The sequence below is a fragment of the Tenacibaculum maritimum NCIMB 2154 genome (genome assembly GCF_900119795.1).
Taxonomy (GTDB): Bacteria; Bacteroidota; Bacteroidia; order Flavobacteriales; family Flavobacteriaceae; genus Polaribacter; species Polaribacter maritimus.
On the sequence record NZ_LT634361.1, the window covers coordinates 1522597 to 1537733 of the forward strand.

Sequence of the window (15137 nt, forward strand, 5' to 3'; positions counted from 1 at the left end):
TTGTCATCTTTTATTTGATGCCTAATTTATCTAATACTAATTGTGTAATATCAAAACGTTCATCAATATATCCAAATTCGTTTCCATTGGTGGTTAGTATTTGTGTATATCCATTAGCTTTTGCAACTTCGGCTATGGTTTCACTTAGCTTTTGATACAATGGGCGCATAGATTGTTCTCTTTGGAGTTGCAACATTTTAGCTCCGTTCTGTTTGAATTTGGTTAAATTGTTTTCTAAAGTGATAATTTCTGTTGACTTTGCTTTTTTATCAGCAGTACTCATCGTTTTTAATCCAGCTTTGTATGCTTCAACTTTGGTTTGGTATTCTTTTCCTTTTATTTGGAAAGAAGAGTCGAGCTGCTTGGCGTATTTTTCTACTCTTTTTAATATGTGTTTCATTTGTGGCATCTTACCAATAATAAAATCGCTGTTAACGGTACCCAATTTTGTTTGAGAGAACACCGTAATATTAATAAAAAGAAAAAGAATAAGTGAGATTTTTAAGTACATGTTTTATAGTTTTTGATGGATGGTTTGTATGATGTTTCTAATATCATCTTTGAAATCAAACCAGATGATATTGGTATCCTTTCTAAACCAAGTCATTTGTCGTTTAGCAAATCGTCGGGTATTTTTTTTAATTTCAGCAATAGCAGTATCTAAGGTGAAGTTGCCATCGAAATAAGAAAATAATTCACGATACCCAACCGTTTGTAAGGCATTTAAGTGTTTGTAAGGGTATAGTTTTTTAGCTTCCTCTAACAACCCGTTTTCTAGCATTATATCCACTCGTTGGTTAATTCTATCGTATATGATTTCTCTATCAGCGGTCAATCCAATTTTAATTGATTTAAAATTTCGAGGAGCTTTGGGTTTGTTTTTAAAGCTTGAATATGTTTGTTGGCTACCTATGCAAATTTCTAAAGCACGTATTAGCCTATGTGGATTGTTTATGGCAATGGTATTGTATGCTTCTGGGTCTAATTTTTTTAGTTGGTTTTGCAAAGAGATTATTCCTTCAGTATTTAATTGAGAAGAGAGTTGTACTCTTATTTCAGGAGAAACTTCAGGAAACTCATCGAGTCCTTTTAAAGCGGCATCTACATACAAACCACTGCCGCCTACCATGATTTGTATGGTATTTTGTAAAAATAAGGTTTTTAGTTTGGCTAAAGCCGCTCTCTCAAAATGACCAACACTGTAGGTATCAAATATGCTAATATTTTGTATAAAATGGTGATGTGCAGCTTTAAGTTCATCTTTATCAGGAACAGCTGTACCTATTGTCATTTCTTTAAAGAATTGGCGAGAATCGCAAGATATGATATCGCTATTAAAATGCTGCGCCAATTGAATGCTCAATGCTGTTTTACCTATTGCTGTTGGCCCTACAATGGTAATTAATGTATGTTTAGAGTTTTCCAAAGCTTAGTTTAATTTACTTCCACAATTATAACAAAAATCGGCATTATCATGATGCCCCTCTATCGAGCAATTACCACAAGATTGTGTGTTGGTGTGTATGTTTTCTACTTTTGTCATTTCAGAAGTAACAATTCCAGTAGGTACAGCAATGATACCATATCCTAAAATCATAATAATGCTAGCAATAAATTGACCAAATGGCGTATGAGGAGCAATATCTCCATAACCTACGGTGGTTAATGTTACCACTGCCCAATAAACACTTCTAGGAATACTTGTAAAACCATTTTCTCCTCCTTCAATCAAATACATAACAGTACCCAAGATAACGCATAGAATGATTACAAAAAATAAAAAGACAGCAATTTTGGCTCTACTGGCTTTTAAGGCTTTTATAAAATTGTTAGATGCACCAATAAAACGAGCAAGCTTTAAAATTCTGAATACACGTAGCAATCGCAATCCTCTTAAAGCTACTAAACTATGAGTTCCTGTAAAAAAGATAGCCAAATATTTAGGTATTGTAGATAGCAAATCAATAATACCATAAAAACTAAAAATATATTTGGTAGGCTTATGTATAGCAACAATTCTTAAAATATATTCTATAGTAAATAATATGGTAATAAACCATTCAGTAGTATTTAATAGTTTTGAATATTCAGCGTTAATAGCTTCAACACTTTCTAACATTACTAGTAAGATACTAGCAAGAATGGCTAGTAGTAAGACTACATCAAAAAGCTTTCCTGCTGGAGTATCTGCTTCGTAAATGATTTCGTGCAATTTTTGTTTCCAAGTAGTATTTTTAGCTTGTTGTTGGTTCAAGAAATAATTTTTTTATGTTCTGATACAATACTACAAATTATTTTAGAATGACTTGTGTAATTTTTTTCAATTTGATAAAAAAAACATGGTTTTGGATGCTTTTTTATTGTATTTGATAAATAAAATGGCTAAAAGTACTCAAGGTTGTTGTTTTGGTTTAAAAATTGAATGTTTGAATGGGTTGGTATAAGTTTATTTAGAGGCGGATAATTTTTTGTACTTTTTTTCTTTGAAGGTAATTTTTAATAATGGTTTTGGCTAGCATTTTATTAGGAATAGGGGTTAGGATTGATTTTAAAATTTCTATTTTATTTTCTTGATGGGCTAAATTGGTGAAGCCGTATCCAATAATTTCATTGTTTTCTATTAGAATAACAGAGTGTTCTTCTACATTTCTTCCTTTGTCCACCAAAATCATATTGGTGTGGTTAAAAGGAGTTAGATTCATTGTTTTTCGTTTTTTACGAATATTATATTTGGGATTTAATGTTTCTAACTCGCTATAATACTTCAGTCTTGTTAAGAGCTCATTTCCTGTTTCTTCATAGGTAAAAGAGATTACTTTGTCTTGAAGTTTTTTAGATCTTTTGCTTGTTTTTATAAAAACATTATTGATTTCTTTTTTAATATTAGCTCCTCTTCCTACAAAAATAACGTTTCCTTGCGCATTGTGTAGGTAAAATACCCCCATTACATCAGGGGCTTTGTCAAGCAATGCATTAAGTTTGTTTTTAGTGTTTCTTTTATCAGCATATTTTACAGCATTTTTTAATATTTCTTTTTCTGTATCTTTTTCTAAGAGTAATTTAAATAGTTTTACGGTAGCTAGTGCATCTCCATTGGCTCTATGCCTATCAGATACAGGAATGCCTAAAAATCTAGACAGCTTTCCAAGGCTATGAGAAGGGGCCTCCGGAATTAGCTTTTTACTGAGTTCAACAGTACAAAGTGTGTTTCTTTGAAACTCAAATCCGAGTCTTTTAAATTCAGTTCTTAATATTCGGTAGTCAAAACTAGCATTATGAGCTACTAAAATACAGTTTTCAGTAATTTCAACAATTCGTTTTGCAATTTCATAAAACTTAGGGGCATTCCGTAGCATTTTACTGTTTATACCTGTTAATTTAACAACAAATTCTTGAATTTCTCTTTCAGGATTTACCAGAGAAATAAACTGATCTACAACGGTATGACCATCAAATTTGTATATAGCAATTTCAGTAATGCCTTCTTCATTGTATTTACCTCCGGTAGTTTCGATATCTAGAATTACGTACAATACTTTTTATTTTTAAGGGGGGTTATATAAACGTTCTATTTTTTCTTTATAATAAAATGAATGTTATTTATAAGGGGAATTATAATTGGGTATTTTATAAGAAAAATAATTGAGCTCTAAAATTACATAATATAATTTCTATGACCAAAAATAGCGCTGCCAATTCTTACCATATTACTTCCGTTTTCAATAGCTATTTTGTAGTCTCCACTCATACCAATAGAGAGGGTTTTTAGTGTTGTATGTTGCAATTTTAATTGGTCAAATAAAGTTTTTAAAGAAGAAAATTCATTTTTTATTTGTGTAGTATCTTCTGTAAAAGTAGCCATTCCCATAAAGCCTACAATTTTTATATTTTTTAAGGCTAAAATTTCGTCAGAGCTTATCAATGTTGCAATATCATTAAAAGATAATCCAAATTTTGTTGCTTCTTGAGCAATACGAGCTTGTAATAAACATTTTATAACCCTATGATGCTTTTCAGCTTGTTTATTAATTTCTTTAAGAGTTTTAAAACTATCTACTCCATGAATTAAATCAACAAAGTGTGCCATGTATTTTACTTTGTTCTTTTGTAAATGACCAATCATATGCCATTGAATATCTTTAGGTAAGGCATCATATTTTACAACCATTTCCTGAATTTTATTTTCTCCAAAAATTCGTTGACCAGCATTATAAGCTTCTTGTATATCAGCAATCGGTTTGGTTTTAGAAACCGCAACAAGGGTGACTTCTTTAGGTAGCTGAGATTTTATATGATGTAAATTTTTTGAGATGGTATTTAAAGGTTCCATTGATTTAGTAAGAAAGTTAAAATTCGTAAATGGTTAACGCACTGCGTAATTTAGGTTCTATATAAGTTGTTTTTGGAGGCATTAAAAGATCGGCATCTACAATTTCTTTTAATTCGCTGATATTGGTAGGTAGCATTCCAAAAGAAACTTTAAAATGACCTGCATCAACTTTTGTTTTTAGTTCTAGGCTATCAGATTTGTTTTGAGAATATACAATTTTAGAAGCATTTCTAATATCATCAATGCCTAAAATTGGTTTTAAGACTGTTTGATAGAGGATTTGTGCATCTAATTTACTCAAAGCATCTGTAAATTGATACGCTGATTTTCTGAGGCTCAAAGCATAAAAATCGCCATTTAAGTACATGCTAAAATGGTGTTTTTCTTTAGGTTTGTAAAGTTCTTGCCCTTTGTATTCTATTTTGAAGAAGGCATCTAGTTCTATTAGAAATTCTTCTACGGATAATCCGTTTAAATCTTTTACAAAACGATTGAATTCATAAATGCTTAATTGGCTTTCAGGTAGTAAATAACTCATAAAAAAGTTATAAGCTTCTTTGCCTGTATGATTCGGATTGTTTTCTGCTATATTTTTAGCCAGCATACATGAAGATGTAGAACGATGATGCCCATCAGCAATATACAGCGTATTAATATTTTGGAAAGATGCTGTAATTAACGCAATATCTGCTGAATCGTTGATAATCCATAAAAAATGCGATTCTTTATCAGTGGTAGTAAATTCATATTCAGCTCTGTTTTTCTGGTACTTTTTTATGACTTTATCAATAGTAGCATCATCAGGATAAGTAAGTAATACGGGTTCAGCATTAAAGCCTGTATTTTTTAAATAGTTTTCAAATAATAATTCACGTTCTCTCAGGGTTCCTTCATGCTTTTTTATGGTATTATTGTAGTAATCTTCAATAGAAGTAGCAGCTATAATTCCACAGAAGGAGTTAGTGAGTGTTATTTTTTGATAAATATAAAAAGAAGCATTGGCATCTTGTGTAAAAATGGCATCTTCTTTAAATTCTAAATAACGATTATGCACCAATTTAAATCGTTGTTCTCCGCTAATATCTTGTTTGTGGTATTTGTACCCAGGATTAATTACATGCAAAAAGGTGTAAGGGTTAAAGCTTAGTTTTGCATCCAACATTTCTGGAGTATATATTTCATAAGATTTTGAAGAAACTAGAGCAACTTTATCTCTAGTTGCTCTAACTGCTTTAAATGGTTTAACAGTAGCCATATGCTATTCAGAAAGTAATTTTACAATTTGTTGAGCTAATTCGGTTCCCATTCTATTTTCAGCTTCCATAGTAGCGCTACCAATATGAGGAGTCATTGAAATTTCAGGATTCATTAGTAACTGTATTTCAGGAGTAGGTTCATTTTCAAAAACATCTAAAGCAGCATACCTTACTTTACCGGTTTCTATTGCATTTACAAGAGCAACTTCATCTAAAGCGCCTCCTTGAGCTGTATTAATAATACCTACGCCGTCTTTCATTTTACGGAATTCCTCTTCTTTGATAATGTATTCGGAAGAATATTTGAGTATGGTAATAAAATCAGCATGTTGAAAAAGTTCTTCCGCTGGTTTTATATCAATGTTAATCATCACAGATTGCCCATTGTAAAAAGGAATGGTTATAGTTGTTTTTTCTAAGTTATCGCTTGTTGCAATTACATTCATTCCAATGCCTAGTGCTATTTTAGCAACTTCTTTACCAGTAGCATCAAGCCCAAGTATTCCTAGTGTTTTTCCTCGTAATTCGATTCCTTTAGAAAACTCTTTTCTTAGAGAGTTAAAACGTGTTTCACCTTCTAAAGGCATTTCTCTATTGGATTGATGTAAGAAACGCACCATTCCAAATAAGTGTGCAAATACCAATTCTGCTACAGCATTTGAAGTAGCAGTAGGAGTATTGATAACGAGAACTCCATTTTCATGAGCATATGCAGCATCAATATTATCCATATGCAATCCTGCGCAACCAATCAATTTAATACTTGGACAAGCCTCTATTAATTCTTGGTGTATTTGGGTGCTGTTTTTTACAAGAATGGCGTCAATTTGATGCTCGTTGATATAGTTTTCTAATTGTCTTTGCGCAACTTTAGTGGTACGTACTTCAAATCCATTTTTTTCTAAAGTATCAATCCCGCTTTGAGAAATTCCGTCGTTTGCTAATATTTTCATTAATTATATTTAGAATGATATTATTTTTAAGCTTTTCTTTCTAATTCTTGCATTACATCCACTAATGCTTGCACACTATAGAGAGGCAGTGCATTATACATACTGGCTCTATACCCACCAACGCTTCTGTGCCCATGGAGTCCATTAATTCCAGCATCTAGCCACAAGGCATCAAAAGTATTTTTTAAAGCACTGTTTTTGAGTATAAATGTTGCATTCATATTACTTCTGTCTTCTTTAACTGAAAGTCCTTCAAATAAAGGATTTCTGTCAATTTCATTGTATAGTAAAGAGGCTTTTTGATTGTTTACGTTTTCAATAAACGGAATACCTCCTAAGTTACTTAACCATTCAAGGGTAAGCATTGAAACATATACAGAAAATACAGGAGGAGTGTTGAACATGCTATCTTTATTTAGATGTATTTGGTAGTTAAGTATTGAAGGTATTTCACGCTCAACTTTCCCTAAAATATCTTCTTTAATAACGACCAAGGTAGTACCTGCTGGCCCCATATTTTTTTGCGCCCCAGCATATATTAAGTCGAATTTAGAAAAATCTAATTGACGAGAAAAAATATCTGAACTCATGTCGCATACAGTTGGGATGGGGGTTTCAGGAAAACTTTTCATTTGCGTTCCATAAATGGTATTATTGCTAGTGCAGTGAAAATAATCAGCATCACTAGGAATATGATATCCTTTAGGAATATAATTGAAGTTATTGTTTTTAGAAGAAGCGACCTCTACTAATTCACCAAAAAGCGTAGCTTCTTTAATAGCTTTAGAGCTCCATGTTCCAGTATTAAGGTAAGCCGCTTTTTTATTTAGTAGGTTATAGGCAGTCATTAAAAATTGAGAGCTAGCACCTCCCTGTAAAAATAACGCTTTGTATCCTTTGTTTTTTAATCCTAATAAATCCAAAACTAAACTTCTAGCATTTTCCATAACAGCAACAAAAGGTTTACTTCTGTGGGAAATTTCAATTAAAGAAAGGTTGTCTTGATTAAAATTTAATACAGCTTCTGAAGCTTTTTGAAGAACTTCTTGAGGTAAGATGCATGGACCAGCGCTAAAATTATGTTTTTTCATTGTGGTATTTTATATTATTACGTGCAAAAATAAGTTATTATTATAGTTCCGAAAGGAATTTTAAAGTATTTACCCCGTCAGCATAATCTGACAATTTAGGGTGTTGAGTTTGCCCGAAAGGAATTTCATTTTCTATAAAGTTATTTGCTACAACGCATTGTATTTTTTCTCTTTCTTCATACAGTTTAATTTTTAAACTGTCAATATTATCGTAATATTCATAAAAAATAGAGGCAATAGGAGAGGAGTAGCTTTGATCTTCTTTAATCATTAAAAAACCGTTTTCTAAAATATCAAACTCACTAATTAAATACACCGCCTTGTTATAGTCGTAATTATTAGCATATTTTGCATTATTGATGATTTCTTGTTGATGGAACATTCCTTTGAAAAAGGGATCGAAATTATAACCTTTAGGAATGAACAGTTTAGAAACATTTCTACACCCTAATCCAAAATAACGAAAGATATCTTCACTTAAGTTTTTAAAATCTTCTGCGGTCTCATTTCCTGTAATGATAGCACAAGAATTTCTGTTTTTTCGAATGATACTAGGTTTGTCTCTAAAATAATATTCAAAATAGCGAGCAGTATTATTACTACCAGTAGCAATAACAGCGTCAAAATTTGTTAATTTATCTTTAGTAAATAGAATATTTCCTTTTAAGGATGGTGCTACATACTCTAAATACTTAGCTAAAAAAGGAAGCAAATGTTCATCATTAGATGATTGCTTTACGACAACGTTATGCCCTGAAATTAATACAGCTAAAAAATCGTGAAATCCAACTAAAGGAATATTTCCTGCCATAATAATGGCTATTTTTTTAGAGGGGTTCTTACCAAGAGTTTCGGTAGAAACCCATGTCGTAAGATCCTTTTCATTCAAAGCTTTAGACCAATTTTCTATAGAGAATAAAATATTATCTTTTGTAAACCATGAATTATGCTCTTGTGCTATTTTAATTTGGTGTTTAAAACCATCAAAAAACAAGTCGTTAAATTCAATATTTTCTTTTTTAACAATTTTATTTTGTGAAAACTGACTCAAAAAGGCACCCAGTTTAGTAAAGGCGCTGATACGTTGTTGGATTATACCCATTTATTTTGGTTCTAAATTATATTGGTTTTACTTTTGCAAGCACAAAGTTACAAAACTGAAAAGATTATTATGGCAATTATTATAACAGATGAATGTATAAATTGTGGGGCTTGTGAACCTGAATGCCCTAACACGGCCATTTATGAAGGCGCTGATGATTGGAAATATGCTGATGGAACAGATTTAAGTGGTGATATTGTATTGCCGAATGGTAATGCAATGAATGCAGACGAAGATCAAGAGCCTCTTTCTGATGAAATTTATTATATCGTACCAGATAAGTGCACGGAATGCAAAGGTTTTCATGAAGAGCCGCAATGTGCAGCAGTTTGTCCTGTAGATTGTTGTGTGCCTGATGATGAACATGTGGAAACAGAAGAAGCATTGCTAGAAAAGCAAAATTTTATGCATAACGAATAAATAGATAAAAAAGAAATTGAAATTTTGAAAAGAACCAAGCCTAAGCGCTTGGTTTTTTGTGTTAAAACGTATAGTAAGAAAATACCTTTCCTAACGTGTATTTAAGCCGTGTAAAGATCTTAAAATAAAAAAACACTGAAGTACAAACTTCAGTGTTTTCGATTACAAATAATTAACTTAAATTTAATGAAATTTTAGAATCGGTAGTTTAATGATAAGTTGAACATGGTTCCTAATTGACTAAAGTGAGAACCATCATATGTTGTTATATCGTAACGATTGTTAAAAGTGATAGCATTGGCTTCGTTTTGGATTTGAGTTAATCCAGATGAAGTAATAGTTGTATCGTCTATAATAGCTTGCCCATTAGCATTTTCAGCAACAAACTCCCACTCAGGTAAGATGTTGAATAAGTTATTTATATTGAAAGCAATGGTTATTTTATCAGTTGCATTAAAGTTAACTCCTAAATCTGTTACTATTTTTGGTATAAATTCTGTTCTTAAATCACTACTCATGAATTTTTGTTTGAAAGTAGCTTTTCCAAAATAGGTGTTATTTAAAGATAAATCAAATTTACCTACATTGTAATTAGTTCCTAAGATCCATTTAGTTTCAGGTCTAGAAGTAAACATTAAAGCAAGGTTAGATCTATCTAGTACATCTTGCCCAGCAAATTGAGGTAAAGCACTTGTTCTTTTGTTTTCAATAGTGTAGTTTCCAGATAAATTGAAACCTAGTTTACCTTTACCTAACTCTACTCCTTTGTATCCAAAAACGAAATCTAAACCAGAAGTTGTTGTACTAAAACCATTTACAAAAAACTGATTTTTATTAATTTGGTTTGTGTAAACAATTCTATCGTCGATATCTATTTTATAGTAATCTATGGTAAAATTAAAGTTTTTGCTTGGTCTTCCTCCAATACCTACGGTAAAGTTAGTAGATTCTTCAGGTGTTAATTTAGGGATACCCAATCGTCTTGCTGTAGGAGAAACGTTGTTTACTAAACCGACAAGTTCAATACCTCCTCCATCAGCAAATGAATATTGAGATTTTTCAGTATAAATTTGGTGCAAAGTAGGAGCTCTAAATCCAGTAGATAAAGACCCTCTTAAAGTGTATTTGTCATTTGCAAATTTATAGCGAGAACTTAATTTCCAAACAAAGGTACTTCCGAAGTCAGAATAGTTTTCAACTCTAGCGGTTCCATTTACAAGGAAGTTTTTTGAAACATCCCAGTCTAAACTAGCGTAGGCCCCTAAATTATAACGATTGAAGGTTCCTGAGTTTTCAGGAAGATTTCCAGCAAAAGAATCAGCTCCTACTCCTTCATAAGAAGCTTCGTCACCCGCAATGATTTCAAAATTTTCCGTTCTAAATTCAGAACCGAAAGCAATAGAAACTTTGTCAGATAAAATTCTAGAAATATCGATATTTCCAACTACATGATTAAAAGAAGTTCCTCCTGGATCAAATGAGGTTGGACTAAACTCTCTATATTTATTATTGTATGTTAATTCACCTGGATCAACAACGTTATTATTATTAGCATCTGTCCAAACAGGATCCGTTGGAACTTTAGATCTGTTATGAGAATTATTAACTTTGTAAGTTTGTTGATTTCCTCCTAAAGTAATACTACCATCAATGTTCCAATCATTAATTTTAGATGTAATTCCTAAAGTAGCATTATAATCATTTAAAATCCCTTCAAAAGTAGGAAGATATCCATCATACCCATTAGTATTAGTAGGATGATTTCCAGGGAATAGGTCTGCTAAGTATGGATGATCGCTAAGGGTTCTCCAATATGGAGTTCTGTAATTCGCAAATGAGTTCACGTTTTTGTAAACATAGGCAGCATTAAAGTATAATTTAGATTTTTCTGATAAATCATAACCACCATTAATTAAGAATTTAGAGGCTGTTGTTTCTGGTGCCCCATTGATATTCCCTGCATCTGGTCTTCTTGATAAAAACTCTTTTACATCAGCTAAAGGAACTCCAAATCCTGTATCTGCAAAAGCTTCCCCTTCGGCGCTCACTTGACCTGGACGATTTGCTAAGGCTGTTTTAGAAAAATCAATGGTGTAGTTTATAAAACCTTTGTCATCACCAATAGCAGATCCGTTATTAACAGAAACACCTAGCATTTCTCCATCACCTTCCCCCGTAATTCCTGTGCGGAAAGTGGCAGAGCCATTTTTATAGTCGTCTTTTAAAATAACATTCATAACCCCAGCAATAGCATCAGAACCATATTGAGCAGAAGCGCCATCACGTAAAATTTGTATGGTTTTGATGGCATCAGTAGGGATTGCTGAAATATCAGCACCCGTTTCACCTCTACCAGGAGAATCCTGAGTATATAATAAGGCACTTAAGTTTTTACGCTTACCATTAATTAGAATTAATGTTCTACTAGGCCCCATGTTTCTAATCTCATAAGGATCTAACAATGAAGTAGCATCATTAACAGGTGTTTGAACGGTGTTAAAAGAAGGGATTTTATACTGTAGTGCCTTGTCAAAAGTAGCTTGACCAGTAGCTTGTAAGTCTTTAGCAGCAACAACATCTACAGGTAAAGGACTACTAGTGTTGCTTCTTGGTGGTGTTCTTGATCCTGTAATAACCACCTCTTCTAGTTCTAAACCTTCTTTTAAGATAATGTTAAAGTTTGTTTTACCATTTACTTTAATGTTTTGAGTATCAAAACCTGCAAAACTAATGACAAGCGTAGCATCATCTTTTACTGTTAGGCTAAACTTTCCATCGAAATCAGTATTTGTTCCATTTGTCGTTCCTTTTTCTACCACGTTGGCTCCAGGAAGACTTTCATTGTTAGCATCTTTTACAGTACCTGTAATTTTTGTTTGAGACCAAACAAAACTACTACACAGAACGGCAAAAAACAATAATGTGAGTTTTTTCATAAATAAATATTTAGTTAATAATAAAAGTGTAATTAATTTGTAATATACATTTATAACGAGTCGTTATATTATTAATGAGTAAATGGAGTTAATTATATACCCTTTTGTTTTAACTTTTTTTTAAGATTTTTTAAAACTCTAAGTAAAATAGTGCTTTTTTAGCGTTTTTTTTAAATAAAAAATACCTTAATGAGAATATCATTAAGGTATTTTAAATTCGAATTTTTTTTAGATGAAGATTAAAATTGAAGATTTAATCCGACACTGAAATTCGTTCCTAATTGTCCTAATTGTTGTACCTCTGAAGAATAAATAAATCTAGATCCAGCTTGAGCTGTACCTGTAGATTTAAGAGTAGGATCAGGATATACATCAAAAATGTTATTAATATTTGCATTTAGGTTGATTTTGTTCGTCAACTTATACACAAAACCTAAATCAGTAGTTATTTTAGCATTTAAAACTTGATCTATTCCTTTTGCTTGCTCAATGCCATTGCTGTCAAAACCTGCTGAAGGAGCTGTAATTGTAACTTCTCCAAAACGAGTGTTATTTAATGAGATATCCCATTTATCGGTAATATAATTTAAGCCTAAAATTGTTTTAGATTTTGGTCTTGAATTGGTAATTAATCCTTTTTCTTGCCTATCGAAAATGTTGTAACCAGAATCAGCAATTACTTTAGGAGTATCAATTCCATCAATAGTTGTTTCATTGAAGTTAGCAGATAAACTAACATGTAACTTATTATTTTCTGTTATTTCTATATTTCTATAGTTTAAAACAATGTCGGCACCTGTAGTTTTTGTATCTCCAGCGTTGATAAAAAACTGAACAGCGGTAACGTTATTGTCTTTTAATATTTGCTCTACAGGATTGATTGTAGTTTTGTCTCTGTCACTACCTATTTGAGAAGAAAATAAGACTCTATCATTTACATTGATCTGATAAAAATCAACAGAAGCAGAAAATTTTCTATTAAATTTATACGTCAAACCAGCGGATATATTTTTAGAGATTTCATGTGTTAAATTAGGAACACCTAAAGCTTGTACGGCAGGATTATTGTTGGCCAACGTACCTTGTAATAATGGTTCAGAAGAGCCAGCTACAATGATATATTGACTTAAGGTAATATGGCTTTGGTGTAAAGTAGGAGCTCTAAAACCAGTACTGAAAGAAGCTCTAAGAGCCCCCTTATGTCCTAGCTTGTAGCGTCCATTTATTTTCCATGAAAAATTATCTCCAGCATCCGAATAATCCTCATATCTACCAGCGATACCAAAAAGTAATTTTTCAGTAAGATCATAATCCAATTGAGAATATAAGGCTATATTGTTTCTGCTGTTTTTTCCAGCTTCTTCTGGTTTGATTCCTGCAAATGAGTCTGATCCTCCTCCAAAATAAGATAAAGGATCTCCTTCAAAAGCTCTGAAGCTTTCTTCTTTGTACTCTAGACCAGTAGCTAAGGCAACTTTATCAGATAGCTGACCAGTTACATCAAAGTTTCCAACAACATTTGTAAATCTATATCCTCCGGGTTTAAAAGTTCTTGGAGAAGTTCCATGAACAGCTAAATAATCTCTATTAACAGAGTTATTTACTGTAACATCTACCTCGTTAGCTCCATAAGTAATACTAGCATCAGCATTCCATTTTTTTCCCAAAGGGAACTTAATACCTACAGCATTTATGTAGTCATTGATTTCAGTTTCAAAAGTTGGTTGGTAACCTATAAAATCTAAAGGTCTTGTTAAAAAGCTAGAGTTACCTACTCCCGCTTGTCTCCAATAAGGAGCCCTGTAGTAAGCGAAACTTTTACCATTTCTAGTAGTAAAGCCATGGAAGGTGTATAAAGTAGATTGCTGACCTAAAGGATGTTCTGCATTGATAAAAAGATCTTTTTTCTCCATTTCAGGCTGTCCTACTTTCATACCTAATTGAGGATTTTTTTGAGCCCATTTAGTCCAGTGTCCGATATTGGTATTGTGAAAATTTAAGTCGCTTAAGAAATTTTCGCGAGCTGTTTTAATAACCACGCCATTTTCAATAGTATCGGTATAATTAGGATTTCCATTTGAATCAAATTCAGTTGGAGCATCAGGCAAGTCTGAAACCCCAGGAGCACCAGCTCTATTTGTAATTTCTTGTTTATAATAGCCTAAAGTAAGGTTTATAAAGCCTCCTTCTCCAAATTTGAAAGCGGTATTAAAATCTGTAGCAAAATTAAAACCATCTTGTTCAGATGTTATACCAGCTTTAGTCGTAAAGGTAGAAAATTCAACATCCTTTTTCAAAATAATATTCATTACTCCGGCAATGGCATCAGATCCATAGATTGCAGAAGCTCCATCACGTAATACTTCTACATTTGCTATTGCCGCTGTAGGGATGCTTTTTAAATCAACTCCAACTTCACCTTTACCAGGAGTACGATTTAAATATACTTGAGCACTTTGATTTTTTCTTTTTCCATTAACTAATACTAAAGTTCTACTAGGTCCTAAACCACGTAAGTCAGCTGGGTCATAGTGTGCGGTAGCATCAGAAATAGCTTGGTTTTGAGAGTTGAAAGAAGGTACTTTAAATGTTAGCATTCTATCTAAAGTAGGTTTGCCGCTTTGCTGCAGTTCTTTAACATTAATATTGTCAATAGGTACAGGAGAATCTAAAATAGTTCTAGGTTTAGCTCTGTTTCCTGTGATGACCACTTCTTCTAATTCTAAACCTTCTTTTAAGATAATATTAAAATTAGTTTTATCATTCACTTTAATTTCTTGGGTGTCAAACCCCGCGAAGCTGATGACTAGTATTGCTCCTTCTTTCACACTTAAGGTAAACTTTCCGTCAAAATCAGTATTAGTTCCATTTGTCGTTCCTTTTTCAATGACGTTAGCCCCGGGGAGGCTTTCATTGTTAGCATCTTTTACGGTTCCTGTAACTTTTGTTTGAGACCAAATAAAGCTACTGCATAGGAATGCAAAGATTAATAATGTAATTTTTTTCATAAATAAATGTTTAGTTTGTAACAAATATATAATTATTTTAA

The 15137-nt window shown here is 32.3% G+C and carries 12 protein-coding genes; 1 reads left to right on the forward strand and 11 read right to left on the reverse strand.

The window, feature by feature from the left end; genetic code table 11:
- Positions 1 to 10 precede the first annotated feature (10 nt).
- The 9 genes from MARIT_RS06890 to MARIT_RS06930 form a co-directional block, all read right to left on the reverse strand.
- Entirely contained in the window at positions 11 to 511 is a 501-nt protein-coding gene (locus tag MARIT_RS06890) for an OmpH family outer membrane protein (RefSeq protein ID WP_038026031.1), read from the reverse strand.
- A 3-nt stretch (positions 512 to 514) separates the two neighbouring features.
- Positions 515 to 1426 carry a tRNA (adenosine(37)-N6)-dimethylallyltransferase MiaA gene (miaA, locus tag MARIT_RS06895; RefSeq protein ID WP_024742118.1) on the reverse strand — a complete coding sequence of 304 codons (912 nt, stop codon included), beginning with the start codon at positions 1424 to 1426 and terminating at the stop codon, positions 515 to 517.
- A 3-nt stretch (positions 1427 to 1429) separates the two neighbouring features.
- Entirely contained in the window at positions 1430 to 2254 is an 825-nt protein-coding gene (locus MARIT_RS06900; protein ID WP_024742119.1) for an ion transporter, read from the reverse strand.
- Between the two features lie 196 nt (positions 2255 to 2450).
- Entirely contained in the window at positions 2451 to 3533 is a 1083-nt protein-coding gene (locus tag MARIT_RS06905; RefSeq protein WP_024742120.1) for an exonuclease domain-containing protein, read from the reverse strand.
- Between the two features lie 122 nt (positions 3534 to 3655).
- On the reverse strand, positions 3656 to 4330 hold the full coding sequence (locus MARIT_RS06910) for a YggS family pyridoxal phosphate-dependent enzyme (protein ID WP_038026033.1): 675 nt from the start codon (positions 4328 to 4330) through the stop codon (positions 3656 to 3658).
- Between the two features lie 16 nt (positions 4331 to 4346).
- Positions 4347 to 5585 carry a DUF1015 domain-containing protein gene (locus tag MARIT_RS06915; RefSeq protein ID WP_100211131.1) on the reverse strand — a complete coding sequence of 413 codons (1239 nt, stop codon included), beginning with the start codon at positions 5583 to 5585 and terminating at the stop codon, positions 4347 to 4349.
- Between the two features lie 3 nt (positions 5586 to 5588).
- Positions 5589 to 6539 carry an NAD(P)-dependent oxidoreductase gene (locus tag MARIT_RS06920; RefSeq protein WP_100211132.1) on the reverse strand — a complete coding sequence of 317 codons (951 nt, stop codon included), beginning with the start codon at positions 6537 to 6539 and terminating at the stop codon, positions 5589 to 5591.
- A gap of 26 nt (positions 6540 to 6565) precedes the next feature.
- Entirely contained in the window at positions 6566 to 7630 is a 1065-nt protein-coding gene (gene serC, locus MARIT_RS06925; RefSeq protein ID WP_024742124.1) for a 3-phosphoserine/phosphohydroxythreonine transaminase, read from the reverse strand.
- Positions 7631 to 7670: 40 nt separating this feature from the next.
- Positions 7671 to 8732, reverse strand: a complete 1062-nt coding sequence (locus MARIT_RS06930; RefSeq protein WP_100211133.1) for an acyl-CoA reductase — start codon at positions 8730 to 8732, stop codon at positions 7671 to 7673.
- A 69-nt stretch (positions 8733 to 8801) separates the two neighbouring features.
- Between MARIT_RS06930 and MARIT_RS06935 the strand changes: the two genes are divergently transcribed.
- Positions 8802 to 9152 (forward strand): 4Fe-4S dicluster domain-containing protein, encoded by a 351-nt coding sequence (locus MARIT_RS06935; RefSeq protein WP_024742126.1) that lies wholly within the window; start codon positions 8802 to 8804, stop codon positions 9150 to 9152.
- A gap of 194 nt (positions 9153 to 9346) precedes the next feature.
- On the opposite strand, the gene MARIT_RS06940 is transcribed toward MARIT_RS06935, so the two are convergent.
- On the reverse strand, positions 9347 to 12088 hold the full coding sequence (locus tag MARIT_RS06940) for a TonB-dependent receptor (protein WP_024742127.1): 2742 nt from the start codon (positions 12086 to 12088) through the stop codon (positions 9347 to 9349).
- A 239-nt stretch (positions 12089 to 12327) separates the two neighbouring features.
- Positions 12328 to 15096 (reverse strand): TonB-dependent receptor, encoded by a 2769-nt coding sequence (locus MARIT_RS15895; RefSeq protein WP_231975205.1) that lies wholly within the window; start codon positions 15094 to 15096, stop codon positions 12328 to 12330.
- Between the last annotated feature and the right edge of the window lie 41 nt (positions 15097 to 15137).